Origin of the sequence: Streptomyces sp. NPDC127106, from assembly GCF_042677605.1 — a bacterium.
In the GTDB taxonomy this organism is placed as follows: domain Bacteria; phylum Actinomycetota; class Actinomycetes; order Streptomycetales; family Streptomycetaceae; genus Streptomyces.
Map to the genome: position 1 here is coordinate 80807 of NZ_JBHXTC010000011.1, position 24786 is coordinate 105592.

Genomic DNA, 24786 nt, shown 5'->3' on the forward strand with positions numbered 1-24786 from the left:
CTCACACCCTCGCGTTCGTGATCGTGGCGGACAGGGCTCCGGTGACCACGCCGGAGGCGGCCGGCACCATCAGGTACCGGGCCGTGCTGCGGGCGTGGGCGCGGTCCGCGGCCGGACCGGCGCCCGCCGGCTGCGCGCGCAGGTGCTCGCGCAAGGTGAGGAAGTGCGACGTCGTGGCCGTGTTCCCGAACCGCTCGACCACCTGCAGGGAGGCCGGCATGGGGGTGCCGAACTCCGCCTCGGCGGTCTGGTTGACGTAGTCGATGAATCGCGTACCGACCTGGTGGTGAATCACGTAGTCGAATTCCTCGTCGGTGAAACGGCGCCCATTCTTGGCGAGGAAGTCCTCGTGGAATCTCGGCCACAGTTTGAGCCGGTCGCGGTCGTGCATCTTCTTGTTGTCGGTGTAGAGGGCTATTCCCTGACTGCGGTCGCTCGGCATTCCCATGCACAGATGGGAGTATTCCGAGCAGGTCATGAGCTCGATGTAGTGGATGCGGTCAGCGGGATCGGTCGATTCGTCGAGGATGACCGCTGCCGCCGAGTCGCCGACCGAGAGGGAGGCGAACTGCGGGTCGTAGGAGTCGGTGAGCTCGCGGGCGGCGGTGCGGGCGACGCGGGTGGCCTGCTCGCCGCTGACGACCATGCCGCTGCGCACCGCGCCGGAACGGATCATGCGGTCGAGCAGCCAGACCCCGGTCATCATGCCGGCGCAGGCGTTGGACACGTCGAAGCTCAGGACGCCGGGCCGGGCGCCGAGTTCCCCGGCCAGCATGCCGGCGAAGGACGGCTCGAAGTGGAAGCGGCTGCCGTCCTTGACCCGGGTGATCGAGCCGCTGATGACGACGTCGAGGTCGGCGGCCTGGTGGCGGGAGGCGGCCAGGCAGTCGCGGGCGGCGGCCAGGGCCATCCCGAAGGAGTCCTCCCCGGCTGCCGGGTCGGGGTCGTGGACGCGCCGCTCGGCGATTCCGGTGATCCGTTCGACGTCCGCGTCGCCGAGTCCCGGCGCCTCGGCGCGGAGTTCGTCGTTGGTCTGCGATCCCGCGGGAAGAAAGGCGCCGAGGGCCTCTATTCGGCTGCGACGCTCGGTGGTACTCATATTCGCCCTCCATGGCGATCCGCCGGGCCCGCGATTCGGTATCGGCGGGCGCCGGTCGGGAAATGGCTGAGGGCCGTCACGGGTGACGGACAGCGAAGTTACCGTAGCGTACGGATTTTCTTGACAAGGGCGGAGAGCCGCCGGAACCGGGCCACCCGATCGAATATCGGCCAATCCCCGGACGGTCAATTCGCTGCGCCGGGAAGGCGCTTTGGCCCGGCTTGGGGGGCGGTGGGCCGGTCCACCATCGGTACGCCGATGCCCTCACTGCCCCCGCGCGCCGGGGCAGCCGCGCCGGCGGGCCCCACGAGCCGCGCAAAAGATGTCCGGAATCACCCGGTCCGTCTTGACCTCCACCTCTCCCCCGCCACGCCCGAACCGCCGGCCCCACTACGGCGCGGCTGCACGGCGAAGAACCGGTTCGAACGAACCGCGGCTGACGACGCGCCGGCGCCCCGGCCGGACGGGAGGCCGAACCGGAGACGGACGGGAGGCCGGACCGGAGACGGGCGGGAGACGGGCGGGAGACGGGGTGGCAGGGGAGCGGGAACCAGGGCAGGGATGGCCACGTTGGGCCACGGCCCGTTCGGTCCAGTCGATCTCTCTTCCCAGGGCTTTGACCAGCGACGAAGCTATTCCTTGTCAGCGAGGGAGACCTCGGGGACACCGCCTCGAAAGCCTGAGGGAACGTCACCGCGGGACGTGTCCAGGGCAGTCCGGTCACACGGACGGGCGGGACGGAACGCCACCTCTCTTGCGAAAGGAACCAACAGGATCATGCGCACCGGACTCATGCGGGCCGCCGCGGTCGTCGCCCTCGCCATCGGTCTCACCTCTGTCGCCCCCATGGCCTCGGCCGTCCCCCTGGAGCGGACCTCGGGCGCCTCCGCCTCCGCCCTCGCCGACGCCGACGCCCTCGCCGACTGACCCCCGTACACCCCGAGTACCCCGAGTACCCCGAGTACCTCGGACGCCCCACACACCGGCATCCCCTGACAGCCGGACATCCCTGACGCCTCCGGCGCTCCGGCGGCACCCGCCGCCGCGCAAGACCGCTGTACCTGCAGGGCAGCCGTCTGATCCGCGCCAAGACCTCTGACCCGTGCCCGGACTTCCGCAGTCCGTCCGCACCACCCCCGGCGCAACGGCCTCCGCCGCACAGCCACTGAACCGCTCGGCCACTGAGCACTGAGCACTGAGCCGCTGAGCCCGCTCAGCCCCGCACCACCTCTTCGACCGCCGGTCGAGCCTTCCCGCTCCCGACGGCACCACGAACCCTTCGCACACGAACCGGAGTACACCCATGCCTCGCAACGGAAAGTCCTTCCGCCGCACCGGAATCGCCGCCCTGCTCGCCATCGCAGCCGCGAGCGGCACGATCGTCGCGGTCAACGGCACCGCGGTCGCCGACCCGGCGCCCCCGGCCGCCACGGGGGACGCCCCCGTGACCGGCGCCCCGAACCCGGACTTCGGCAGCACCGGCCAGGGCTCGGAGGAGCCCGTCACCACCGAGGTGCGCGGAACGCCCTTCGCGGCGGCCGCTGCGGCGACGAAGATATCCCGCGAGACCGTCATCGAGCGGGCCAAGAGCTGGGTCGGCATCGGCCTCGACTACAACTGGGGCGGTCGCCACGGCGGTTACCGCACCGACTGCTCCGGCTACGTCTCGATGGCCTGGGACCTGGACTCCTCCCTGACCACGGACACCTTCGAGCCGCGCGGCGTCGTCTACAAGATCGGCAAGTCGGACCTCAAGGCCGGCGACGCCCTGCTCGACAACGACGGCGGCGCGGGCGGCCACGTCGTCCTCTTCGAGAAGTGGGCGAACGGCGACCACACCAAGTACTGGGGCTTCGACTTCACCCCGAGCGGCGTGCACCACCGCATCTACGACTACCCGTACTACCCGGGCTACGGCCCGTACTACCCCGTCCGCTACAAGAACATCGCGGACGACGCCGCGCCCAAGCCGCAGCCCTCCAAGGGCATGACGGACCTGGTCGCCGCCAACATCACCGGCGACGCCGTCGACGACGTGGTGGGCGTGGAGGCCTCCACCGGCAAGCTGTGGCTCTACAAGGGCAACAGCAACGGCACCATCGCCGGCGGTGCATCCCGCATCGAGATCGGTGCGGGCGGCTGGAACGGCATGTCCAACCTGGCGGCCGCCGACTTCAACGGGGACGGCAAGGACGACATCGTCGCCACCCAGGAGTCCACCGGCAAGCTCTACCTCTACCCGGGCACCGGCTCCGGCCTCGGCACCCGCAAGGAGATCGGCTCCGGCGGCTGGAACGGCATGCACGACCTGATCGGCGGCGACTTCACCGGCGACGGCAAGGCCGACGTCGTGGGCGTCGAGCAGTCCAGCGGCAAGCTCTGGCTCTACAAGGGCAACGGCGCCGGCGCCATCAGCGGCGGCAGCACCCGTGTGCTGATCGGCACGGCCGGCTGGAACGGCATGCACGACCTGGTCGGTATGGACGTCGACAACGACGGCAAGGCGGACGTGGTCGGCGCCGAGTCCTCCACCGGCAAGCTCTTCTTCTACAAGAGCAACGGCTCCGGGCTGGAGACCCGCAAGGAGATCGGCTCGTCCGGCTGGAACAGCATGAACGACCTGATCGGCGGCGACTTCACCTCCAACGCCTACGACGACCTGGTCGCCGTCGACAAGGCCAGCGGCAAGCTCTACCTCTACCCCGGCACCGGCAGCGGCCTCGGGGCCCGCAAGGAGATCGGCAACGGCGGCTGGTAACAGCCCGCAGGGGGTGCCGGGGGCGTGTGGCTCCCGTTCCCGGCCCCCCGGCCCGGCGCCGCCCGGCCCCCGGCCCGGCCCCGGCCCGGCACTGCCCGGCCCTCCCCCGCTCTCCTGCTCCCCTCCCCACACCCCAACTGACCTCTTTTGGCACGCCCGTGCCGGTTTGGAACTGTCATCATGCTGAAGAAGTTCATGTCGAAGCGCGTACGGATCGCCACCGGACTGCTCTGCGCCACCCTCGCCGCCACCACGCTGTCCATCGGCGGCGCGCACGCCGACGGCGAGCCGGATCTGCACGGTGAACTCCCCGCCCTGACCCTGGAGGACATGGGCCTGCCGGGTGAGTACGGCGTCACCCCGATGGCGGCCGCGGCGTCCACGGGCCGTCCCACCTTCCAGATGCCGTTCAAGTGCGGCGAGACCTGGTACGGCGACTCCCGCTCGTACCACAGCCCCTCCCCCCACGCCATCGACTGGACGCAGGGCGGCTCCACGGTGAACTCCCCCGTGGTCGCCAGCGCCGACGGCATCGCACACATCAAGGACAAGGGAGCCCGCAGCTACGGCAAGTTCGTGGTCATCGACCACGGCAACGGCTGGAGCACCCTGTACGCGCACCTCAACGGCTTCAACGTGCGCGAGGGCCAGCGCGTGACCACCGGTCAGCAGATCGGCATCGTGGGCAGCACCGGCGGGTCCAGCGGGCCGCACCTGCACTACGAGCAGCGGTACTACGGCGACTACCAGCGCACCGTCTTCAACGGCACCCGCTTCTCCCCGGACGGGAGCCTGAAGAGCAAGAACTGCGGGACGCCGACCCCGGACCCGCAGCTCCCGGGCCCCGGCGAACCGACCGAGCCCAGCGACAAGGGCATGAACGACCTGGCGTCCGCCGACCTCAACGGCGACAACGTCCTCGACGTCATCGCGGTGGAGACCTCGTCCGGCAAGCTGTGGATGTACAAGGGCAACGGCAACGGCACCATCTCCGGCGGCGCGTCCCGCGTCCTGCTCGGCTCCGCCGGCTGGAACGGCATGTCGAACCTGACCGGCGGCGACTTCAACAAGGACGGCAAGGACGACCTGGTCGCCGTCGAGGAGTCCACCGGCAAGCTGTGGCTCTACAAGGGCAAGGACAACTCGACCATCTCGGGCGGCTCCGACCGCGTCATGATCGGCTCGGGCGGCTGGAACGGCATGTCGAACCTGACGGCGCTCAACCTCAACGGCGACGGCGTCGCCGACCTCGCGGCGGTGGAGAAGTCCAGCGGCAAGCTGTTCCTCTACCCGGGCACCGGCTCGGGCCTGGGCACCCGCAAGGAGATCGGCTCCGGCGGCTGGAACGGCATGTCCAACCTGACCGGCATGGACCTGAACAACAGCGGCCGCCAGGACCTGGTCGCGGTCGAGAAGTCGTCCGGCAAGCTCTTCCTCTACCCCGGCGACAAGGGCTACCTGAGCCCGCGCATCGAGATCGGCTCGGGCGGCTGGAACGGGATGTCCGACCTGATCGGCGGCGACCTGTTCAACAACAGCCCGTCGGACGACCTGGTCGCGGTCCAGAACTCCACCGGCAAGCTCTTCCTCTACCCGGGCACCGGCTCGGGCCTGGGCGAGCGCAAGGAAATCGGCAACGGCGGCTGGTAGTCGCAGATCCCACCGCGTGAGCAGCGCTGAGCAGTGTGAGCAGTGGTGAACAGTGGCCTGTCCCTCCCGGGGCAGGCCACTGCCGTTATCCCCTACCCATCAGGCAAGTACTTGCTAAGGTGGAAAGTACATGCCGGGCCGGCAGGCCAGGGAGGTCCGGCGACCAGGGGAAGGGGGAGCCATGTCCGAACAGACGGATGCGGCAGCTGCGTTGCAGGGGATCGCGCGGATCGAGGCGACGGCGAAGGACCGCAGCGGCTGGTACACCGCCTACTTGTGGCTGTTCGCCGCGTGGCAGTTCGTCGTGGTTCCCGCCGTGCTGTTGTGGCGCGGACCGACGGGGACGCTCGTCAGCACGCTGGCGAACGCGGTCGTGGTCATGGGCCTGTCCGCGTTCGCCACGCGGCAGCCCGTGGTCCCGCGCGGCCACGGCGGCAGGCACCTCAAGGTGATCGGCGCCTGGACGGTCATCTACCTCCTGGTCCTCGCAGCCGGTCTCACCGTCTTCCGGGACAGCGTCGCGTTCGCTGCCGTGGCGGCCCTCGCGTGCGCGACGCCGCCGGCCGTAGCAGCCTGGCGGGAGGCGCGAACCGTATGACTCCGGAAGTCCGGGCGGGCGCAGGGGCGGCCACAGGGCAGGGCCCCCACCCACGACACGCACTCGAACCGCTCCTCGGGTCGGCCGTGCGCCTGTCGATCGTGGCGGCTCTCGCCGGTGTGGAGAAGGCCGAGTTCGGGTACGTGCGGGACCTCGTCGAGATCACGGACTCCGCGCTGTCGAAACAGATCACGCGCCTGGAGGAGGCGGGCTGGGTGGCCGTCGAGAAGGGGCACGTCGGCCGCCGGCCGCGGACCTGGCTGCGCCTGACCGAGGACGGCGCGGCCGCGTACCGGCGCCACATCGCGGCACTGACGGCGATCGCGGGCCCGCTGCGCTGACCGCCCCGCGAAACACCAACCGGCTCCCACGACGACCGTGACAGGATCTGACCGATCCCGAACAGCCAGGAGGCACCATGGCGGGAGCGGTCGGCCGGATCCTGCGGTCTTGGATACCCACCGGGCGGGCCTGGGCCCCTGACATCGTTCGAGCACGCGCTCTGCCAGTGCCGAAGGAAGCCCAAGAGCTCGCACAACAGCTGGTCCAGCAGCAGCGCTACTCAGCCGCCATCCACGAGATCGCCCGCGCCACCGGCTACGACCGCCGGGACAGCAGATGCGTCGTCCTGGCGCTCACCTACGCGGTCAAGGTGCCCCTGCCGAGGACGTCTCCAACTCGCAGAGCGGGCCGGCGATGACCCGGCCCTCGGCAGAGGGAATACGGCACCCCGGAAACAAGTGATCTCCGCCAGCAAACGGTCAGGTTGCGGGGCCCGGTGCGAGGTCGCGCGCGGCACCCCGCGCGACGACCGACCTCATCCCGAGCCCGCCGCCGGCGGCCCTATTCCGTCTCTCCCGCCAGCAGCAGCTTCTTCTGCGGCTTGCCCATGGCGTTGCGCGGCAGCGACGCGACGAACCGCACCTCGCGGGGCCGCTTGTGCACCGACAGGTGTGCGGCGACGAAGTCCGTCAGCTCGGCCCCCGTCACCCCCTCCGCGACGACGAACGCGACGATCCGCTGTCCCAGGTCCGCGTCCGGGACGCCGACCACCGCCGCCTCGCGCACCCGCGGGTGGTCCAGCAGCGCGTTCTCGATCTCCCCCGCGCCGATCCGGTAGCCCCCCGACTTGATCATGTCGATGGAGGCCCGACCCACGATCCGGTGCACCCCGTCCACCTCGGCGACGGCCGCGATGTCGCCGGTACGGAACCAGCCGTCCTCCGTGTACGCCGCCGCCGTGGCCTCCGGACGCCCGAGGTACCCCTGGAACAGCGTCGGCCCGGTCAGCTGGAGTTCCCCGATCTCCGCGCCCGGCTCGGCCGCGATACGCGTACGGATGCCCGGCAGCGGCGTACCGACCGTTCCGGGCCGCACCTCGCCGCCGGCGCGCCCGCTCACCGTGATCAGCGTCTCCGTCATCCCGTAGCGTTCCACGGGCCGCAGCCCGGTCAGCCGCTCCACCTCCCGGAAGACCGGCGCGGGCAGGGCCGCGCTGCCCGATACCAGCAGCCGTGCCCCGGACAGCGCGCCCGCCGCCTGCGGCTCGGCGGCGATGCGGGACCACACCGTCGGCACCCCGAAGTACAGGCTCCCGCCCGCCGCCGCGTACGCCTCAGGGGTCGGCCGGCCGGTGTGCACGAGGCGGCTTCCGGTGCGCAGGGCCCCGAGCACGCCGAGCACCAGCCCGTGCACGTGGAACAGCGGCAGCCCGTGCACGAGGGTGTCCTCCGCGCTCCACTGCCAGGCTTCGGCGAGGGCGTCCAGGTCGGCGGCGATCGCCTCGCCGGTCAGGACGACGCCCTTGGGCGCGCCCGTGGTCCCGGAGGTGTACAGCACGAGCGCCGGATCCCCGTGCGCGCCGCCGGAGCCCGCGTGCGCGGCCGATCCCGACGACCGCCGTGCGAAGTCCACATCGATCGGGACGGCCCCTGAGTCCCGCAGGATGTGCTCCCGCTCCGCGGGCCCTGCGTCCGGCGGCAGCGGTACGAACGGCACCCCCGCCAGCAGCCCGCCCACCACCGCGGCCACCGTTTCCAGCGATGCCGACGCGGTCACCGCGAACGCCGGCGCCCCGGCCACGTCGGCGGCCACCGCCCGGGCCGCGCCGAGCAGTTCCTCGTACGAGGCGGTCCGCCCCGCGACGGCGATCGCGTCCTTGCGGTCCCCGTACACCCCGTCCAGTGCGGTCAGCACGCCCAGCCTCCTGCGATCACGTCACGTCACCTTCACCCAGCGGTCCAGGAGCCCAGGCTAAGGCCCCGCAGGTGGCCCGCGGGCGGCTCCCGGCCAAAAGTTGATCACCGCCGGGACGGCGCCTCGGCCCCGGCACGGAAACTCCGGGAGAATCCGCCACCGGATGGCGGCACGTACTGTGCCTGGACTTGAACGAGGACCGCGCGGCAACTGGCGACCGGAACGCACGCGGCGCGTGGAAATCGCGACCGGAGGCCCGGGGCGACGTGAAACGATCGGCTGTCATCGGCTGCCGACGATTCGACCACCACCAGGGGGAAACGAACGTGGAAACCGCAAGACTCGCCTCACTCATCGCCGCGACCGTCACGACCGGCCTGATGGCGGGCCTGTTCTTCGCCTTCGACATCTCGGTGATGCCCGCTCTGAAACGGTCGGACGACCGGACCCTGATCCAGGTCATGCAGCGCATCAACACGGCGATCATCAACGGGCTGTTCCTGCTCGTGTTCCTCGGTGCCCTGCTGTTCACCGGCCTCGCCCTGACCCTGCACTTCGCCGACGGCGGCGCGTGGTCCGGGGCGGGCGTCCCGCTGACGACCGCCCTCGTCACGTACCTCCTCGCCCTCGGCATCACCGGCCGCGTCAACATCCCGCTGAACAACGCCCTGGAACAGGCCGGCCCGGTGGACCGGATCCCCGACCCGGCAGTCGTCCGCGGCGCGTTCGAAACTCGGTGGGTCCCCGCCAACCGCTGGCGCACCCTGCTGTGCACGGTGGCCCTCGGCTGCCTTGCCTGGGCCCTGTCCGTGACCTGACGGAACGCACCGCTGAGCGGCCGGGCGGCCCACCCCTTCACCCCCGCACAACGGCGGCGAGTCGGGCCGCCCCGTCGATAGGCTGCGGTCATGAGCACCTCCGCCCTGCGCCTGGAACCCGTCACCGCCAGCAACTTCGACGCCGTCTGCGCGGTCCGGGTCCGCCCCGACCAGGAGCACCTCGTCTCCCCCGTGGTCAAGTCCCTCGCCGAGGCCTACGTGCACGGCCAGGTCGCCTGGCCCCGCGCCGTCGTCGACGGCGACACGGTGGTCGGCTTCGTCATGGCCTTCGTCGACATAGCCTGGGACCCCGAGCGCGATCCCTCCGACATCCGCTCCGGCATCTGGCGCCTGAACGTCGACGCCGCCCACCAGGCCAAGGGCTACGGCCGGTTCGCCGTCGAGGCCGTCACGGACGAGCTGCGCCGCCGCGGAGCGTCCCGGGTGTTCGTCACCTGGGAGCCGGGCCCGGGCACCCCCGAGCCGTTCTACCGGGCCCTCGGCTTCCGCCTGACCGGTGAAACCAGCGGCGGCCAGACCGTCGGCGTACGGGACCTCCCGCAGCTCCCCGCAACCCCCTGACCCGGGGCCAACCACCCACCAGGGGCGCGGTCCTGACCGGTCTGACCGGCCCTCACCTCAGTGCCTGATCCATATCCCTGATTTCGAGGTGTTCGGGGCCGTAGCCCGTAGTGGTGTCCGAGGGTTCCGGGCGGCCCGGAGTGCGGGTGTGCGGAGGCTGCGGTGATCGGTTGAGGCCGGCCGCGCGGCCGGACGCCGTGTCTGCTCGACGTCATGCCGTGCCAGGTCATGGCGGCGGGCCGTCGCTTGCGGCGCCGGGTTGTCCCGTCTCAATTGATCATTGCCGGTGGGTAGTTCCTGACCTGGGCGGATGCAATCAGTGGTGAGACCGGCCCGGCGGCCGGTCTCACTTGATGTTGTCGCCGGGGATCAGATCGGCGGGTTCGTCTCAGGAGACGTTGTCGGCTGCCCGCGTTTCCAGATCTCCGACCGACTTCCCTGGCTTTCGAGCCACGAGGTATGCCTGCTGGCCTTGCTGGGGCTTCTCCTGCTCGTTGGGCTCGCGGATCAGCCGGGCGTCCACCACAAGCCCGGTCTGGCTCAGCAGCTCAGCGATGCGGTCGGGAGACACCCAGTAAACGTCGAGGGAGAGCTCGTGCCCGTATGCATGCTCCAGGTGCCGGAGCCTGTCACCGGCCTTGAAGGCAATCAACAGATGGCCACCCGGAGCCAGCACGCGGTGGAACTCTGCGAATACAACTGGCAGTAGCTCCGGAGGGGTATGGACGATTGAGTACCAGGCGATGATGCCGCCAAGACTGTCATCCGCCAGGTCCAGGTCGGTCATCGACCCTTCGTCGAATTGCAGGTCCGGATGCCTGCGACGGGCAACCGCAACCGTCTCGGGCGACAGGTCGATGCCGAACGCGGTCACCCCGAGGGACTGAAGGTGTGCCGTCACGTGGCCGGGCCCGCAGCCGAGATCAGCGACGGGCCCGGCGTCGAGGGCCCGCGTGAGTTCGGCGAACGTGCTGATCATCGCGCGGCCGTATAGGTCGTCCTCGAACGCGGGGGGCACGAGCTTGGCGTAGTCGACGGCAACAGTGTCGTAGGCCACCCGAGTGGCGTGCAGGTAGGTCGGCTCGGTCATAGCTGAGGACAGTAGTGCCTGCCTGTTGTTGTCGGTCAGTCGTCTTCGACGGCTGTGCGTCGGCGGAAGGCGGCTTGGCGGCAGCGCCCTGAGCAGTAGCGAGCGTCATTGCGTCGGTCGGTGCCGGTCGTCCAGGTGACCCCGCAGACTGGGCACTCCCGCTTTTCCATGCGGGAGGACGCATCACACAGTGCGCGTTGGTGCTGCTGTCGCCTCCAGTTGCGTGATCTGCATGCGGTTGAGCAGAAACGCATCCTCGGGTTGGCGTCCTTCAACCGGGTGCCGCAGCTGGCGCAATATCCCAGGTCGTCGGATTCGGGAGCGAGGATGGTGTTGAGTCTGCGGGTGAGGTCTTCCAGCGTGTCCGGGTTGTGTGTCCGGGGCTCGTTCGGCATCGGGAATGGGTGGTTGGGGAGGGTGCGGTAGTAGCGCTCTTCCTCGATCCAGCGGACGAGCGGGTCGGCGACGCCGGCAGCTTCGTATCGGTAGCCGGGTGCGGCTCGTGCGCGGACTTCGCTGATGAACAGGCGGAAGTCCCGGTCCCAGCCGGTGAAGGGCAGGTTCCGGAGCTTGGGCGAGGCCAGGAGGCCGGTGAGGGCGATGACGTCGGGATAGCTGCTGGCGATGAGTCGGGGGTCCTCGCGATAGGTGCCTCCGCCAGGAGGAATGAGGACTTTCAGTCTGCGGTCGACCTGCTTGTGGAACCTGCGGCTGTCCCACCAGCGCCAGCACCATCCGGCGGCCTGACGCATGGCGATCGCGACGGTCTGCCAGCCGTGTTCCCGGACGAGGCGCCGATGGTGCGCTGTGCCTGGATGATCTCGGGTAGCAGGCTGACATCGAACTGCGTGTGGTAGGTGTCCGTCCAGCGGCCGTGCCGGAGGCAGAGCCGGGTGTCTTTGGGAACCCAGTGGCGGGCCTGGGTGAAGACGCCCTTGGCGGCCAGGCAGAGCGTGCAGACGGCTTGGACGTGCCAGCCGTCATCGAGCAAATGGCAAGCGCCGGGGAGCCCTCGGACGAAGTCGGAAGTTCGTAGGTCGGGCAGTGCCTTGAGGAGCCGGTCCCGGGGGTGGCCGGACAGGTGGCTGATGGCGTCGAGCAACGGCAGCGGAGCGGGGTGAACCCGGTGCCGGTCGTTGATGTGTTCGTGGAGTGCGAGGTGGGAGATCCGGTTCGCCTTCGCGAGTCGGCTGACCGGCGGCAGCCGCTCGAACCTCAGCGTCCAGCATGCCGACAACGGCTCGCGACGACGTACGCAGTCCTCGTCGACGTACCCCATCTCGAACGCGGCCTGGTCCAGCCTCCCGGCATCCACCACCCAGCCCCCAGATCGATCAAACAGAACTAATCCGAGCAAAGCCACCAGCAGGCACCCGGCGCCAGTGATACGGGCTCAAACCGCCCGAGTGAGGGAAGACCGCGTGAGAAAAGCGAAGATCAGCGACAACACAACTTGAGACACACCCATCCGACCAAGAACATCACATGAGACCGGCGGCATACCCCGGCACAGCAGCGACAACGTCACCCGAGACCAGCAGCGAATCAAACAAGGTCACCTGAGACAGCGAGAACATCCGGCGAGACCGGACACGGGTGATGGCGGAGTTGAACGGGGCGGGTCGGGTGACATGTGATGGACGAATCGTTCGGAGAACTGTCACAGTGACCACTGCGCGAACGCATCCGAATCGGACTTCCGATCAGATTCAGGTTTCCTCCAGTCACCTGTTGTGATCTTCGGCAGGTGGGTTCGACTCTCGGTCACAACAGCGGGCCGCGTCTTGCCACGGCCGAGGGGCCGTGCCCCGGCGCGACACCATCGCCGAACGGGAATGGCCTCCCCTGATCTGGACGAAGGCGGACGGCTGCAAGTTCTGCTCCGACCCCACCGAGCTCCAGGCCTACGAAGTCGCGGTCATCCGCGAGAAGCTCACCGAGATCCGCCGGTTCATCACCGGCGTCGTCGCCCCGCACGCAGCCCTGCACCCCAAGGGCCGGTGGATCCGGCACCTGAACACCCAGCTCAACTCCGTCGAGTCCACCCTCGATGTGATCGCCGACTACATCGACGCGTGATCCCGGTGAGGGCTGGCCGCAAAGCGGCCGGCCCTCACCCTCGCGAAGGGAGGGGACGTTGGCCCGGCACCGCTGCTACCCCTCGGACACCTACGACGACGAGTGGGCATTGATCGAACCACTCCTGCCGATCCCGGCCTGCGAGACCCCGCGCGGCGGGCGGCCGGAGAAACACCCGCGGCGCGAGATCGTGGACGCGATTCGGTACGTCGTCGACACCGGCTGCAAGTGGCGGGCTCTGCCCAAGGACTATCCGCCCTGGCGAACCTGCTACAACGCCGTGGCCCGCTGGGCCGCCGCCGGGGTGATCGGGCAGATCCGAGACCAGCTCCGCAAACGCGTCCGCCGGGACATGGGACGCTCCCCTGGAGCGGTCGCCACCATCATCGACTCCCAGTCCGTCAAGGCCGCCGAAACCGTCGGCAAGGACTCGCGCCGGCTACGACGCAGCGAAGAAGATCAACGGCCGCAAGCGCCACCTGGTGGTCGACACCCAAGGCCTGCCGCTGTTCGTCATGGTCACCCCGGCCGACATGACCGACCGCGACGCGGCGAAGGAAGTCCTGTTCAGGCTGAGGCTCATGCACCCCGAGATCACAATCGTCTGGGCCGATTCCGCCTACGCCGGACAGCTCGTCGACTGGGCTAAGAAGGACCTGAACCTGACGTTGAAGACCGTCAGCCGGCCGAAGAACGCGGTCGGGTTCGTCGTCCTGCCCCGCCGCTGGGTGGTCGAGAGGTCGCTGGCCTGGGTCATGCATGCCCGCAGACATGCCCGCGACTACGAACGTCTCCTCCAGCATTCGGAGTCGCTGATCACCTGGGCCGCGATTACCCTCACGACCAGGCGAATCACCCGTCGGCAGTCCCGCCGGGCCAGCCAGCCGCCCTCCCGCGAACACTCACGCGACTGACTGGAAACGTGCCTGAGGCGGTTCCGTCTGAAGCGTTGCTTGCCTCAACGCTGAGCCGCAGGGCCGAGGTCTCCTTCGAGGACGGCCTGGATGATCCGTGGCCGGTTCCAGAGGGCGAGGAGCTCGTTGGCGATGGCCACGATGGACAGGGAATCCTCATCGTCGTGCGGTGTGATGGCGGCGGCCGACAGGGTGCGGGGGACGGCGCCGCGATCCAGGAGGACGCGCCATTCCTGCGGGCCGAGTTCCAGGAACTCCAGTTCGGTGAGCTCGATGGTCTCCAGGGGGTCGGTCAGCGTGCCGGGGCGCGCGGTGAGGGTGCGCAGCCGGGGCAGTCCGATGAGCGGGGTGAGGCTGAAAGGCGCGCCGTCGCACTCGCTGATGGACAGGACTTCCAGGGCGGGGTGTGCGGCGTCCTGTACGGCCTGGAGGTTTCGGGTGCCCACTACGGCCGCGACCGGTAGCCGATCCGTGGACGGGTCGGGTTGTTCCTCTCTCAGCTGGTCCAGGGCCAGGTCGGTGAGGGAGTCGGCCAAGAGTTCGGCGCCGATGCTCTGCTCGTGGTGGATGAGGATGACCTGCCCGAGGTGTCCGCGCGGGCCGGGTGTCAGATCGACCGCCAACCACTCTCCCTCGCCTCTGCACCCGATGACGATCCATCCGGGTGAGCCGGCCAGGCTTTGCACCGTGGCATCGGGCCGGGTGACGGCTGACTCCGTCGCCGCGAACTCCCAGCGGGGGGAGCGGCTCGTCACGTCGCCGGTGTAGAGGTCGTCCAGAGTGAAGAGCTCGCAGCTGACCACCCCGAAGGCATCCCTCCAGTCCTCCCAGTGTGCCGGTGCCATCCGGTATAGGAGCTTCAGCTCTTCGGAAAGCGTGACGCCGAGGTGCGCTTCGACGTCGGCGATCTCCTCCTCCGTCGCCCCGACGGCCTCGGGCAACCGCTCGCGGAGTGTGCGTTCCAGCAACTCCAAGTCCGCCGAGGGAGCTGGCCTCGCGTCAGGGCTCGGATCCGGAAGGCGGCGCCAGGGCTCGGGCAATGCGCCCTCGACCAGGACGAGCACCCCCAGGTCCGGGCTGCCGAAGGCGGCTTCCACGGCCGGGCCACGTTCGACCAGCCGGAGCGTGGCCCTTCCAGTCGGCCAGATCTCCGCCGTGAAGGCGATCTCGTCGACTCCCGCACGCTCGAGTGCCCTCCGCACCCGATCCACGACGCGTTGACAGGCCGGCGACACGGGTCCCCGTAGGGGCAGGCTCCAGCCGTTCTTGCCCATGTGTCCCGCTCCGCGGATGGGTCGCCCGGCATGCCTCTCCGTGTCGTAGGCCCGCAGGAGCCGCAGCACGGGCTCCCACATGGCGAAGTCGCATATCGACGAGGGCAAGGGAGGTGTCTGCTCAACCATGCGCAGACCGTACGCGGAACCAGTGACAGCGGAGGCGCCGGGTCGCCGCCCGCAACACCACAGAGAGATGGCCTGCCGCAACCGGGTGGCTCACCTACGCGCTCAGCGGGGCAAGTAGAAAACGCCCGGGGTCAAGTGCACGGGGGATATGGATCAGGTACTCAGCCGGCCGCAGCCGCGCCCACGGCCCGGAACTCCTGCGGGCTGACCCCGCGTACCCGCTTGAACGCCGCCGACAGCGCGAACGCCGACCCGTACCCCACCCGCCGGGCCACCGAAGCGACCGTGGCGTCCGGCTCGCGCAGCAGGTCCGCTGCCAGGGCCAGCCGCCATCCCGTCAGGTAGGCCATCGGCGGCTCCCCCACGAGCTCGGTGAACCGCCGGGCCAGCGCCGCCCGGGACGCCCCGGCCTTCTGCGCGAGCTCCGCGACCGTCCAACCGTGTGCCGGGTTCTCGTGCAGCAGCCGCACCGCCCGGCCCACCACCGGATCGGTCTGCGCCCGGTACCAGCCCGGCGACCCCGACGCCGGATCGGCGAGCCAGGTGCGCAGCACTCCGATCAGCAGCAGGTCCAGCAGGCGGTCCAGGACGAGTTCCTGGCCCGGCTCGTCGCGGCTGATCTCCGAGGCCAGCAGCCCGATCAGGGTGGTGTCGGCCGCGGCCGCCGGCCGGACCAGGACGGTCGGCAGCGTGTTCAGGAGCCGCCGCCCGACCTCGCTCGGCTCCAGGTAGGTGCCGCTCAGCATGACCGCGGCCTCCTCGTCCGGGACCGGGGTGCCCCAGGTGCGCAGGCCCAGGTCCAGGGTGCTGCCGAGGTCCTGGCCGTCGGGCGTGCTGCACCGCTGGTCCTCGTCCACCATGACGTGCACGGGCGTGCCGGGCGCGTCCGCGATCGTGTACGGCCTGGGCCCCCGTACGACGGCCACGTCCCCGGGACCGATCGGCACCGGCGTGCCCCCGTCGGGGAGCAGCCAGCCCGACCCGCGGACCAGGGTGAGCACCGTGAGCGGGGCCCGGTCCTCGATCCGCACCGCCCACGGCGGGTTGAAGATCGACTTGAGCAGGAGCGCCCCGCGGGCCTTCGGCCCTTCGAGGAGCCCCGTCATCATGTCCATGGCGTCATCGTGCCCGTGCGACAGCAGCGGTCACACGTCCCACGCTCCGGTCGCCGCTGCGTCCCGTGCGTACGCGGAGAAGTCCCGCGGCTCCCGCCCGAGCACCTCCCGCACCCCGTCCTCCGTGTGCGCGTTGCGCCCGTCCCGGAGCATCTCGAACAGCTCCGCGAACTCCTCCGGTACGTCCTCCAGCTCCCGCAGCGCCGCACGGTAGGCCTCGTCGGAGACCGGCACGTACGCGATCTCCCGCCCGGTCGCCTTCGACAGCTCGGCCGCGACGTCGGCGAAGCCCATCAGCCGCGGCCCGGTCAGCTCGTACGTCCGGCCGATGTGCCGGTCATCGGCCAGCGCGGCGACCACCACGTCGGCGATGTCGTCGGCGTCGACGAACGGCTCGACGGCGTCCCCGGTCGGCAGGGCGATGGTGCCGGCGCGCACGTCGTCCACGAAGATTCCCTCATCGAAGTTCTGGGCGAACCAACCGGCGCGTACGACGGTCCAGTCCGCCCCGGACTCCTTCAGGCGCTCCTCGGCCCGCTGCGAGCCCTCCTCGCCCCGGCCGGACAGCAGCACCAGCCGCCGCACCCCGGCGGCGACCGCAGCCTTGGCGAACGCGGCGACCCGCTCCTCCGCACCGGGGAACCCGAGGTCGGGGTAGTACGTCACGTACACCCGGTCGACCCCGTCGTGCACACGGGCCCACCCCTCGGGCTCGCTCCAGTCGAAGGCCGGGTCCCCGCTGCGCGATCCGACCCGCACGGTCCGGCCCTGCGCCACGAGCCTCTCGACCACCCGCCGCCCGGTCTTCCCCCTCCCTCCGATCACCAGCACGTCCGCCGTACCCGGCGCGTTCTTCTGCGTGTTGCTCTGCGAGTTGTTCTGCGTCTCGGTCATGAGCCCAGTCAAGCCCGCCGGGCCCGAGACGGGCCATGGCCGAGACCCTCACCCGCATACGCGAGCGTCTACCCGGCCTTCACGCCGGTGTTCTGGCAGGCCGTCAGCAGCCACGGCCCGTCCTCCCCGTCCCGGGTCATCACGTACAGCGGCGCGCCCTCGCTCTCCGGCTCACCGTCCGCGTTCCGGTACAGCTGGCGCACCTTCACCGCGGCCACGTCCGGGCGCAGGAACTGCACGTGCACCACCTCGTACGTCACCTCGCCGTTCCACTCGGCCGACGGCAGCACGGCCCGGGTGAACTCCGCTATCGCGTCGAAGCCGATCAGCACCTTGCCGTGCCCCGTGGTCCACAGGGCATCGGGGTGGAACAGGGCGAGGAACCCCTCCGGATCCTTGGCCCGCTGCGTGCGCTGGACCTCGGCAACAACCTCTGCAATGGCCTCAAGGGCCTTGATCTGCTCGCTCATGGCACCGATCGTGCCGCCTCAAGTGTGGTTGAGGTCAAGGAATGTGATCACATGTCGGTATGACCCGCACCAAGAGCCTCTACCTGCTCTGTTCAGCCGCCCCACCCGTCTTCGACGTGGCCCATGTGATCGAGGACGCGCAGGCCCGCGGCTGGGACGTCTGCCTGGGCCTCACCCCCATGGCCGCCCACTGGATCTCCAACAGTCTCGACGGACTGGCGGCCCTGACCGGCCACCCGGTGCGCTGGCAGTACAAGCTTCCCGGCGAGCCCGACGTCTGGCCGGTCGCCGACGCCCTGCTCTTCGCCCCGGCGACGTTCAACTCGCTCAACGCCTGGGCCCTGGGCCTGACGGACAAGTTCGCCCTCGGCGTCGCCGCCGAGGCCATCGGCAAGGGCACCCCGGTCGTCACCATGCCCTGCACCAACGCCGCCCTCGCCGCCCACCCGCAGTTCGACCAGTCCCTGGCCACCCTGCGCGGGGCCGGCGTCACGGTCCTGTTCGGCGAGGACGGCTTCGTCCCCGGCCCGGCCGGAGTCGACGCCCCGCCGCACTTCCCGTGGCAGCTGGCCCTGGACGCGGTGGACGCCACCCCCACCGCGTAGGCCGGAACCATTAACGGCGTTAACACCCCCCTGCCCCGCACCCGCCCCCAGACCGTTAACGCCGTTAACGCCGTTAACACCCGGGCCAGGGTCCGGGCGGGGCCGGGCGGTGCCGGGCGACGCCGGGCGACGCCGGGCGACGCCGGCCACCCGACCCCCGAGAACTCACTGGCAGGACCGACCCGCCGTAGGCGATCATGCGACGCATGATCGACCAACCCGCGCGATGGACCCAGGCAACCGTGTACCCCGACATGTGGGCCGACCCGGACACCGATCCCCGCAACAACGAGGACAGCCCGGAGGGCGAACTCGCGACCCTGCTGGACTTCCTCAAGAACTACCGCATCACCCTGCGGATGAAGTGCGACGGCCTGGATCCGGAGCAACTGGCCCGACGGTCGGTGCCGCCCTCGACGATGTCCCTGCTCGGCCTGCTCCGGCACCTCGCCGAGGTGGAACGGGACTGGCGCAACTGGCTCGACGACGCCGACCCGCTGCCGAAGCTCTACGGCGCGAAGGACGCGGACTTCCACGGAGCCGTTGCCGAGCAGGCCGTGGTCGACGCGGCGTACCGCGACCTGGAGCGCGAGCAAGCCGAGACCGACGCCGCACTGGCCGGACACACCGACCTGGGCGAGCGCGTGGGCAAGGACGGAACCTCTATCCGTGAGCTGATGGTCCACCGGGTCGAGGAGTACGCCCGCCACTGCGGCCACGCCGACCTGTTGCGCGAATGCGTCGACGGAAGAGTGGGCCAGTAGCACAACCCGGCCCGGAGCATTAACGGCGTTAACGCCCGGACGCCCGGACCCCTCGCGAGCTGAATCCGCCGTCGACGTCTGCCTCGTCGTTCGGAGGAACGAGAACCAGGCCGTCAGACAGCGCACCATGGAACTCGGCAGGTGTGGGGCTCCGTTCCTTCCGGGCACAAGCCCTTGATCACCGACTTGCGGATCGCTCGCCATGTCCGCAGGGAACACACCAGGTGGACACGCAGCTCAACCGCTTCCCGCTCGCCGCTGTTCTGGCCGGGGTGCTCGAAGGCCCACTGTTCCACCAGAAGCTCGTACGCTTCGGTGGTCGTCAGGCTGCTGTGAGCACAGGTGCGTGCGACGTCCGCCTGGACGATCCGGGCGATCCGCCGACCCACCGTCTGGTCGACGAGTTCTCTGACCCGTGCCAGCCCCTGCTCGTCCGCGTACAAGCCGAACCTCAGAGTTCGCGTCTTCATGACGGCGCAACCTACCGATCGCCAGTCTTGCGGCGGAAACGTCCAACTTCCGGTCAGCTCATGCGGGACGCGAGAGGACGCTGATGAACCAGTCGTGTACGGGGGCGAGGGTGGGTGATGCCGGCCAGCCGTTGACCGCTGCCACGAGGTTCCAGTACTGGGCAGCGAGGGGCTCGGGGCTGGTGTGCAGGCGGGTGAGGAGCCAGCGGCGCAGGTCACCGTCACCGTCCCCGGCGTTCACGAACGCGTGGGCGTAGAGGCTGCTCATCGCTTGGTCGTGAGGAGTGACCGCGGTGGAGGCGGGGAGGATGCCCGCGGTCACGGCTTCGTCGATGCGTTCGAGCAGTACCCGATTGAGGCCTTCGTGCAGGCCCTCGATGTCGCTGGTGGCGAAGTCTGCGGCCTGCGCCTCGGCGGCACGACGTACTGCCGTCCGGAACGGCGTGCTCTGGCAGAGTTCGGCGAGCTCCACCCAGGCTTCGACCTGCTCGGGCGTGGGGTCGTCGGGGAGGTCCGGCAGGGTGGTGCGCAGGAGGGCCTCAAGTTCGGGATGGACGTGGGGCTCGGCAAAAGCGGCGTCGACGAAGTCGGCTATCAGCTGGTGTCGTTCGGTGCGGGAGAGCATGGCGAGTCGGTGCATGAGGTTGATCTCCATGGGGGTGGGTCCGCGTCGGGCGGCTGCGCGCAGTACGGTCCGGCGCACGCGCAGGGTCTGGATCTCCACGTCGAGGGCATCGGCGTGTGCTTCCGCGACGTCCGCGAGGGTTTCCTTCCGGTCCAGCACCTTCCGTACGGACGTCAGGTCCAGTCCGAGGTCGCGCAGCGTGCGGACCAGGTTCAGACGTGCCAACGCGTCGACGCTGTAGAGCCGGTAGCCCGCTGGACTCCGGTCGGTCGGGGGAACGATGTCCTGGTCGGAGTAGTACCGAATGGTCTTCACCGTCAGGCCCGTCAGGCGGGACAGGTCCCCGATGGAATAGAGCGTGTCGCGGTGGTCCATGCCTCAAGCTTGGAGTCTCCCCCTACAGGAGACTCAACAGGTGGCGTTCTCCAGGCGACGACCACGAGCCGCGGCCGCGATCACCGATGGGGACGCAGCCAGCGAGCTTGCGTCGTCAAAGCCTCGCCCGCACCTGATCCTTCACACCGCGCACCGCCCGGAGGCCACCGTTAACGCCGTTAACGCTTCCGCCGCCGTGCACCGAAACCCAGCGCCAAGGACACACTGCAGTCGAGGTCCGTACGCGGCCTTCGAACCAATCCGGGCAGCGCGGGTCGGACCGTTAACGCCGTTAACGGCACCACCCGATGCGCGCGTCGCACGCATCCCGCACGGCCCGCAGCCCGGCCGGACCCGGACCCGGACCCGGACCCGGGCCATTAACGGCGTTAACGCTCACCGGCTCAGAGTCCGCCCGATCCCGGCCCCACACCGTTAACGGCGTTAATGGTCCGGCCCGAGCGCAGCCAGCGCGCAGCCCCGGCCGGCCAGCCGGACCCAGGGCGTTAATACTGCAACCGCATCTGGGGGATCTGGCCTCGGCGTTTGTAGTGAGATCGGCGGGCTCGGCCTGGCTTCGTCGTCGGAAGCGTGACCAGCGCAGATGGTGCTCGTTGGTCCGGTGTCGGGGCCCGACGAGGTGGCCCATGAGCCGGCGGATCTCCGGGACGCTCAGGGGTATGAGCTCCTGTTCGTCGTCAGCGTCGCCCCTTGTGCGGCCTCACGGGCGCGAAGGGCGGTCAGGTAGGCGAGAGCGGCCATGGCCAGGGTGATGTGCCGGTACCAGGCACGGTAGAGGCGGACCTGGTAGTGGTCCAGGCCGCACTCCATCTTCGCCGCCTGGAACGACTCCTCGATCGCCCACCGCGCGGCGGCCACCTTGACCAAGGTCCTTCAGCCGGGTGCCGACGGGGCCGTAGCAGACGTAGTGGGCGATCTTGCTCGGGGTCGCTGACGGAGCGGCGTGCGAGGACCCAGTGTCCGAAGCCGTTCTCCCACACGGGCTGGATCGCTACTCGGGCCCAGTCGTAGATCCGCTCGCCGTGGGAGCCCTGGCCTCCGGAGATGCGCTTCCAGGCCTGCCGCGGCAGTGTCGCGGTCAGCTCGTCCACTCGGACCTCGGCCCAGCCCGCGGTGATCACGGTGTCGTTGACCTTGGTGGCGAGCACGTGCGCGATGCGGCGTTCCTCCAGCCAGTATCTGAGGTGCTTGACCCGGCCGTACGCCTCGTCCGCGGTCACCCAGGAGAACGGGACGCGGGCGTCGATCGCGCGCTGCAACATCCATTTGAAGTGCTCGTTCTTCGTCGCGAACGGCGCCTCGTCCCCGATGCCGGCGGTTCGGCAGCGTTCCAGGTCATCGGTCCAGGACACGGGCAGATAGAGCTCGCGGTCGATCAACGCGCGCCCCTTGGAGGAGGCGTAGGCCAAGAACGTGCCGATCTGGCAGTTCTCGGTGCGGCCGGCGGTACCGCTGTATTGGCGTTGGACACCGGCCGACTGGGTGCCCTTCTTCAGGAAGCCGGTGTCGTCGCCGATCAGGATCCCGTCCCTGGCGCCGATCGTCTCCACCACGAAATCGCGCACGTCGTCGCGGACCGCGTCCTCATCCCAGTGGGAAAGGTTCAACAGGCGCTGGACCCCGTCCGGACGCAGCTGCCCGACCTGCTCGGCCAGCGTCCAGCCATTCTTCCGCTCCAACGGAGCCAGCAGCCCGGCCAGGTAGTCCAGCGCCCGATCGCGGGGCTCCGACCTGCCAAAACGACGCGCGATGCGGGCATGGAACCCGGCTATCCCCTCGAACCACGACTCGACCTGCTCAACCGTCAGCTCATCGGCACACAGATACACCAACGAGCCCCACACCACATCCATCACGCAGATGTGGTTGCAGGATTAGGCTGACCGGATGACAGCTGACCGCACAGCAGCCAAGTACCGCCGCATCCTCGCCCTGGCCGGCGCGGCCGGGATCGCCCTTGCCGGGAGCGCCTGTTCCTCGTCCGGGAGTTCCGGCGGGGCCGCCTCGGGCGGTGAGAGGCTGTCCTACGACCGAGTCGCCTCGACGGCGAAGCAGCTGACGAGTACGTCGGCCTGCCCGTTCGGCCTCGACCCGGCGGCGGCGCTGAAGGCGGCCGGTGCCGAACGGACCGTCACCCCGGCGGCGTCCGGCGGCGACCCCGCGGCTCAGGGGACCGTCACCCCGGGCCGGCCGGCTGAGGCCTGGCCCAGCGGGCAGCCCACACCGCCGTTTGGGCTCCCCTCCAACCCCGCCGTCCCGCCGCACACGTCCGTCGTCTGCCGCTTCACGGCTTCGGAAGCCCCGGTGGAGATCGACCTCGTGGCCACGTCCGAGGACGGGGTGGCGGTGAACCTGGCGCTGCCGCAGATCGCCTACCTCGGCGCCCTCAGCACTGATGAGGTGATGGCGTTCTCCAAGGACGGGCCCGAGATCGACCGGACCAGGGTCACCCCGGGCAGGGGCACGGTCGCCGTTGCACGGGTGGCGGTGGCGGGCAAGGGCGACTTGGCGCTCGTGGTCTCCCAGGGATGGCCCGTCACCAAGGCGGACCCGGCCCTGGCCGGCGAGTCGCTCAGGAAGGTCGCCGAGGCGCTCGCGGCCCAACTGCGGCCGTAGGCGGCGCCGGCAGGCGACCCGCCGCGCACCGGCTCGCCGCCCGACCGGAGCGAACCGGTGCGGTACCCGGGAGGGCCGAACCGGAGGTCGCCAGGGCCGCGGCCGGGGCCGCCTCGGAGCCCGGGTGGCTCCGAACGAGTACCGCGACTCGACCTGCTCAACCGTCAGCTCATCGGCACACAGATACACCAACGAACCCCACACCACATCCGCCATGCAGATGCGGTTGCAGTATTAACGGCGTTAACGGCGTTAACGGTCGCCTCCGCCCCGCTCCCTCAACCTCCGTACCACCGGCCCCGTGACCCCCGTCGTCACCAAAGCCATCAGCACGAGCATCGTGAACAGCTCTCCCCCGATCACCCCCAGCCCGAGCCCCACGTTCAGGACCACCAGCTCGGTCACCCCCCGGCAGTTCATCAGCGCACCCAGCATCACCGCGTCCCGGGCCGGCAGCCCCGCCAGCACCGCCGCACCGGCACCCGCCCCCCACTTCCCGGCGACCGCGACACCGAGCACCGCCAGTGCCCACCACCACGCTTCGCCTCCGACCAGCAGCCCCACGTCCGTCCTGAGCCCGCTGCCCACGAAGAACAGCGGCAGCAGTACCGGCACCGCGAACTCCCGCATCCGCCCTGCCGCCGCCTCCACCAGCCCCACCCGCGGCAGCACCACACCGAACAGGAACGCCCCGAACAGCGCGTGCACCCCTACGGCTTGCGTGGTGTACGCCGCGAGGCACAGCCCGCTGCACAACCCCACCACCGCTCCGGGCCCCGAGTCGGAGCCGCCCCACCGCTCCACCGCCCGGGCGAGCACCGGCCGCACCCCCCACCACATCACCGCGAGGAACGCCCCCGCCAGCGCTGCGGTACCGACGACCCCCCAACCGCTCCCCGCTCCCGCGGTACCGGCCATGGCGACGACCACCGCCAGCAGGCACCAGGCCACCACGTCGGCCACCGCCGCGCACGCCATCGCCACCGTTCCGACGGGCGTCCCGTGGAGCCCCTGATCCGCCAGGATCCGCGCCAGCACCGGGAACGCGGTCACGCTCAGCGCGACGGCCACGAACAGCACGAACTCGGCCCGCCCCACCCCCTCCGGCGCGAGCGACCCGTACATCGCCAACGCCAGCAGGGCCCCCAGCCCCAGCGGCACCCACAGGCTGGCCTGGCTGACGGCCACGACGGCCCGCCCCCGCCCCCGCAGCAGTCCGGGATCCAGCTCGAACCCGACCAGGAACATGAAGACCAGCAGCCCCAGGTTCCCCAGCACCCCGAGGAACGGGAGCACCTCTCCCGGCAGCAGCCACCGGCTCGCGTCCGGCCAGAGCCACCCGAGCAGCGACGGCCCGAGCACGATCCCGACCAGGATCTCCCCCACCACGGCCGGCTGCCCGAGCCTGCGCACCGCGGCGCCGGCAATCCCGCACGCGAGCACGACCACGGGCACGGCAATGAGCACTGCCTCGAGCGGTTCACGTATCGCCCCCACTCGGACAGGCTTCCGCCCGCACCCCCGCGCCGCAACGAACACCCGCACACTTCCAGGGGTGGGGGGGGGTAGGGGGTTAGGGGCGGTGCTAGCCCGCCGGGGGGGGGCCCGCGGCCCCCCCCCACGCGCGGGCGCCGGGCCGCGCCG

At 70.2% G+C, this 24786-nt stretch carries 24 protein-coding genes and 2 pseudogenes; 13 read left to right on the forward strand and 13 right to left on the reverse strand.

What is annotated here, in order from left to right:
- Position 1: 1 nt before the first annotated feature.
- On the reverse strand, positions 2–1099 hold the full coding sequence (locus ACFVGY_RS13290) for a 3-oxoacyl-ACP synthase III family protein (protein ID WP_385675526.1): 1098 nt from the start codon (positions 1097–1099) through the stop codon (positions 2–4).
- 777 nt (positions 1100–1876) lie between these two features.
- Here ACFVGY_RS13290 and ACFVGY_RS13295 point away from each other — a divergent pair.
- The 6 genes from ACFVGY_RS13295 to ACFVGY_RS13320 all read left to right on the forward strand — a co-directional run bounded on the left by ACFVGY_RS13295 (position 1877) and on the right by ACFVGY_RS13320 (position 6805).
- A complete protein-coding gene (locus ACFVGY_RS13295) occupies positions 1877–2026 on the forward strand; it encodes a hypothetical protein (RefSeq protein WP_385675528.1) in 150 nt (49 codons plus the stop codon).
- Positions 2027–2402: 376 nt separating this feature from the next.
- A complete protein-coding gene (locus ACFVGY_RS13300) occupies positions 2403–3857 on the forward strand; it encodes an FG-GAP-like repeat-containing protein (RefSeq protein WP_385675531.1) in 1455 nt (484 codons plus the stop codon).
- A gap of 180 nt (positions 3858–4037) precedes the next feature.
- Positions 4038–5507, forward strand: a complete 1470-nt coding sequence (locus ACFVGY_RS13305; protein WP_385675533.1) for a peptidoglycan DD-metalloendopeptidase family protein — start codon at positions 4038–4040, stop codon at positions 5505–5507.
- Positions 5508–5688: 181 nt separating this feature from the next.
- Positions 5689–6105: a hypothetical protein gene (locus ACFVGY_RS13310; RefSeq protein ID WP_385675536.1), complete on the forward strand. Its 417-nt coding sequence runs from the start codon at positions 5689–5691 to the stop codon at positions 6103–6105.
- Entirely contained in the window at positions 6102–6446 is a 345-nt protein-coding gene (locus ACFVGY_RS13315) for a winged helix-turn-helix domain-containing protein (RefSeq protein WP_385675539.1), read from the forward strand. Before ACFVGY_RS13310 ends, ACFVGY_RS13315 begins: the two co-directional genes overlap by 4 nt.
- Positions 6447–6613: 167 nt before the next feature.
- The gene (locus ACFVGY_RS13320) at positions 6614–6805 is read left to right on the forward strand and encodes a hypothetical protein (RefSeq protein ID WP_385675542.1); all 192 of its coding nucleotides are present in this window, start codon (positions 6614–6616) and stop codon (positions 6803–6805) included.
- A gap of 143 nt (positions 6806–6948) precedes the next feature.
- Here the strand turns inward: ACFVGY_RS13320 and ACFVGY_RS13325 are convergent, their stop codons facing one another.
- Complete coding sequence (locus tag ACFVGY_RS13325; RefSeq protein WP_385675545.1) at positions 6949–8301, reverse strand: AMP-binding protein; 1353 nt, start codon at positions 8299–8301, stop codon at positions 6949–6951.
- A 326-nt stretch (positions 8302–8627) separates the two neighbouring features.
- Here ACFVGY_RS13325 and ACFVGY_RS13330 point away from each other — a divergent pair, with 326 nt between their 5' ends.
- Positions 8628–9119 carry a DUF1772 domain-containing protein gene (locus ACFVGY_RS13330; protein WP_385675546.1) on the forward strand — a complete coding sequence of 164 codons (492 nt, stop codon included), beginning with the start codon at positions 8628–8630 and terminating at the stop codon, positions 9117–9119.
- Positions 9120–9209: 90 nt separating this feature from the next.
- The gene (locus tag ACFVGY_RS13335) at positions 9210–9701 is read left to right on the forward strand and encodes a GNAT family N-acetyltransferase (RefSeq protein WP_385675549.1); all 492 of its coding nucleotides are present in this window, start codon (positions 9210–9212) and stop codon (positions 9699–9701) included.
- A 388-nt stretch (positions 9702–10089) separates the two neighbouring features.
- Here ACFVGY_RS13335 and ACFVGY_RS13340 read toward each other — a convergent pair whose 3' ends face one another.
- The 3 genes from ACFVGY_RS13340 to ACFVGY_RS13350 are packed head-to-tail and all read right to left on the reverse strand — an operon-like array spanning position 10090 to position 12154.
- Positions 10090–10791 (reverse strand): class I SAM-dependent methyltransferase, encoded by a 702-nt coding sequence (locus ACFVGY_RS13340; protein WP_385675552.1) that lies wholly within the window; start codon positions 10789–10791, stop codon positions 10090–10092.
- Positions 10792–10826: 35 nt separating this feature from the next.
- A complete protein-coding gene (locus ACFVGY_RS13345; protein ID WP_385675555.1) occupies positions 10827–11543 on the reverse strand; it encodes a hypothetical protein in 717 nt (238 codons plus the stop codon).
- Complete coding sequence (locus tag ACFVGY_RS13350) at positions 11468–12154, reverse strand: hypothetical protein (RefSeq protein WP_385675558.1); 687 nt, start codon at positions 12152–12154, stop codon at positions 11468–11470. Before ACFVGY_RS13350 ends, ACFVGY_RS13345 begins: the two co-directional genes overlap by 76 nt.
- Positions 12155–12594: 440 nt before the next feature.
- Here ACFVGY_RS13350 and ACFVGY_RS13355 point away from each other — a divergent pair, with 440 nt between their 5' ends.
- Together ACFVGY_RS13355 and ACFVGY_RS13360 are read left to right on the forward strand one after the other, a co-directional pair.
- Entirely contained in the window at positions 12595–12870 is a 276-nt protein-coding gene (locus tag ACFVGY_RS13355; RefSeq protein ID WP_385675560.1) for a RacP protein, read from the forward strand.
- A gap of 58 nt (positions 12871–12928) precedes the next feature.
- A pseudogene (locus ACFVGY_RS13360) lies at positions 12929–13784 on the forward strand (IS5 family transposase).
- A gap of 44 nt (positions 13785–13828) precedes the next feature.
- On the opposite strand, the gene ACFVGY_RS13365 reads toward ACFVGY_RS13360, so the two are convergent.
- The 4 genes from ACFVGY_RS13365 to ACFVGY_RS13380 all read right to left on the reverse strand — a co-directional run bounded on the left by ACFVGY_RS13365 (position 13829) and on the right by ACFVGY_RS13380 (position 17666).
- Positions 13829–15187, reverse strand: coding sequence for an SMI1/KNR4 family protein (locus ACFVGY_RS13365; protein WP_385675563.1), 1359 nt, complete (start codon positions 15185–15187; stop codon positions 13829–13831).
- 161 nt (positions 15188–15348) lie between these two features.
- The gene (locus tag ACFVGY_RS13370; protein WP_385675566.1) at positions 15349–16302 is read right to left on the reverse strand and encodes an AraC family transcriptional regulator; all 954 of its coding nucleotides are present in this window, start codon (positions 16300–16302) and stop codon (positions 15349–15351) included.
- Between the two features lie 30 nt (positions 16303–16332).
- On the reverse strand, positions 16333–17196 hold the full coding sequence (locus ACFVGY_RS13375) for an NAD(P)H-binding protein (protein WP_385675569.1): 864 nt from the start codon (positions 17194–17196) through the stop codon (positions 16333–16335).
- A gap of 68 nt (positions 17197–17264) precedes the next feature.
- Positions 17265–17666 carry an SgcJ/EcaC family oxidoreductase gene (locus ACFVGY_RS13380; RefSeq protein WP_385675572.1) on the reverse strand — a complete coding sequence of 134 codons (402 nt, stop codon included), beginning with the start codon at positions 17664–17666 and terminating at the stop codon, positions 17265–17267.
- 59 nt (positions 17667–17725) lie between these two features.
- Here ACFVGY_RS13380 and ACFVGY_RS13385 point away from each other — a divergent pair, with 59 nt between their 5' ends.
- Both ACFVGY_RS13385 and ACFVGY_RS13390 read left to right on the forward strand, forming a co-directional pair.
- Positions 17726–18271, forward strand: a complete 546-nt coding sequence (locus ACFVGY_RS13385) for a flavoprotein (protein WP_385675575.1) — start codon at positions 17726–17728, stop codon at positions 18269–18271.
- A 197-nt stretch (positions 18272–18468) separates the two neighbouring features.
- Entirely contained in the window at positions 18469–19035 is a 567-nt protein-coding gene (locus ACFVGY_RS13390; protein WP_385675578.1) for a DinB family protein, read from the forward strand.
- 113 nt (positions 19036–19148) lie between these two features.
- On the opposite strand, the gene ACFVGY_RS13395 is transcribed toward ACFVGY_RS13390, so the two are convergent.
- The 3 genes and pseudogenes from ACFVGY_RS13395 to ACFVGY_RS13405 all read right to left on the reverse strand — a co-directional run bounded on the left by ACFVGY_RS13395 (position 19149) and on the right by ACFVGY_RS13405 (position 22379).
- On the reverse strand, positions 19149–19505 hold the full coding sequence (locus ACFVGY_RS13395; protein ID WP_385675581.1) for a hypothetical protein: 357 nt from the start codon (positions 19503–19505) through the stop codon (positions 19149–19151).
- 58 nt (positions 19506–19563) lie between these two features.
- The gene (locus tag ACFVGY_RS13400) at positions 19564–20505 is read right to left on the reverse strand and encodes a MerR family transcriptional regulator (protein WP_385675584.1); all 942 of its coding nucleotides are present in this window, start codon (positions 20503–20505) and stop codon (positions 19564–19566) included.
- Positions 20506–21177: 672 nt separating this feature from the next.
- Positions 21178–22379, reverse strand: a pseudogene (locus tag ACFVGY_RS13405) (IS701 family transposase).
- Positions 22380–22413: 34 nt separating this feature from the next.
- On the opposite strand from ACFVGY_RS13405, the gene ACFVGY_RS13410 reads away from it, so the two are divergent.
- Positions 22414–23142 carry a hypothetical protein gene (locus ACFVGY_RS13410; protein WP_385675587.1) on the forward strand — a complete coding sequence of 243 codons (729 nt, stop codon included), beginning with the start codon at positions 22414–22416 and terminating at the stop codon, positions 23140–23142.
- A 252-nt stretch (positions 23143–23394) separates the two neighbouring features.
- Here ACFVGY_RS13410 and ACFVGY_RS13415 read toward each other — a convergent pair whose 3' ends face one another.
- The gene (locus ACFVGY_RS13415; protein WP_385675590.1) at positions 23395–24609 is read right to left on the reverse strand and encodes a cation:proton antiporter; all 1215 of its coding nucleotides are present in this window, start codon (positions 24607–24609) and stop codon (positions 23395–23397) included.
- Positions 24610–24786 lie beyond the last annotated feature (177 nt).

What these genes read in the sequence shown, in the direction of transcription:
- ACFVGY_RS13385 (WP_385675575.1), top strand. Translation starts at nt 17,726, where the DNA reads ATGACCCGCACCAAGAGCCTCTACCTGCTCTGTTCAGCCGCCCCACCC.
- ACFVGY_RS13305 (WP_385675533.1), top strand. Translation starts at nt 4,038, where the DNA reads ATGCTGAAGAAGTTCATGTCGAAGCGCGTACGGATCGCCACCGGACTG.
- ACFVGY_RS13410 (WP_385675587.1), top strand. Translation starts at nt 22,414, where the DNA reads ATGACAGCTGACCGCACAGCAGCCAAGTACCGCCGCATCCTCGCCCTG.
- ACFVGY_RS13295 (WP_385675528.1), top strand. Translation starts at nt 1,877, where the DNA reads ATGCGCACCGGACTCATGCGGGCCGCCGCGGTCGTCGCCCTCGCCATC.
- ACFVGY_RS13290 (WP_385675526.1), bottom strand. Translation starts at nt 1,099, where the DNA reads ATGAGTACCACCGAGCGTCGCAGCCGAATAGAGGCCCTCGGCGCCTTT.
- ACFVGY_RS13395 (WP_385675581.1), bottom strand. Translation starts at nt 19,505, where the DNA reads ATGAAGACGCGAACTCTGAGGTTCGGCTTGTACGCGGACGAGCAGGGG.
- ACFVGY_RS13390 (WP_385675578.1), top strand. Translation starts at nt 18,469, where the DNA reads ATGCGACGCATGATCGACCAACCCGCGCGATGGACCCAGGCAACCGTG.
- ACFVGY_RS13315 (WP_385675539.1), top strand. Translation starts at nt 6,102, where the DNA reads ATGACTCCGGAAGTCCGGGCGGGCGCAGGGGCGGCCACAGGGCAGGGC.
- ACFVGY_RS13375 (WP_385675569.1), bottom strand. Translation starts at nt 17,196, where the DNA reads ATGACCGAGACGCAGAACAACTCGCAGAGCAACACGCAGAAGAACGCG.
- ACFVGY_RS13345 (WP_385675555.1), bottom strand. Translation starts at nt 11,543, where the DNA reads ATGCGTCAGGCCGCCGGATGGTGCTGGCGCTGGTGGGACAGCCGCAGG.
- ACFVGY_RS13365 (WP_385675563.1), bottom strand. Translation starts at nt 15,187, where the DNA reads ATGGTTGAGCAGACACCTCCCTTGCCCTCGTCGATATGCGACTTCGCC.
- ACFVGY_RS13335 (WP_385675549.1), top strand. Translation starts at nt 9,210, where the DNA reads ATGAGCACCTCCGCCCTGCGCCTGGAACCCGTCACCGCCAGCAACTTC.
- ACFVGY_RS13310 (WP_385675536.1), top strand. Translation starts at nt 5,689, where the DNA reads ATGTCCGAACAGACGGATGCGGCAGCTGCGTTGCAGGGGATCGCGCGG.
- ACFVGY_RS13380 (WP_385675572.1), bottom strand. Translation starts at nt 17,666, where the DNA reads ATGAGCGAGCAGATCAAGGCCCTTGAGGCCATTGCAGAGGTTGTTGCC.
- ACFVGY_RS13300 (WP_385675531.1), top strand. Translation starts at nt 2,403, where the DNA reads ATGCCTCGCAACGGAAAGTCCTTCCGCCGCACCGGAATCGCCGCCCTG.
- ACFVGY_RS13340 (WP_385675552.1), bottom strand. Translation starts at nt 10,791, where the DNA reads ATGACCGAGCCGACCTACCTGCACGCCACTCGGGTGGCCTACGACACT.
- ACFVGY_RS13370 (WP_385675566.1), bottom strand. Translation starts at nt 16,302, where the DNA reads ATGGACATGATGACGGGGCTCCTCGAAGGGCCGAAGGCCCGCGGGGCG.
- ACFVGY_RS13400 (WP_385675584.1), bottom strand. Translation starts at nt 20,505, where the DNA reads ATGGACCACCGCGACACGCTCTATTCCATCGGGGACCTGTCCCGCCTG.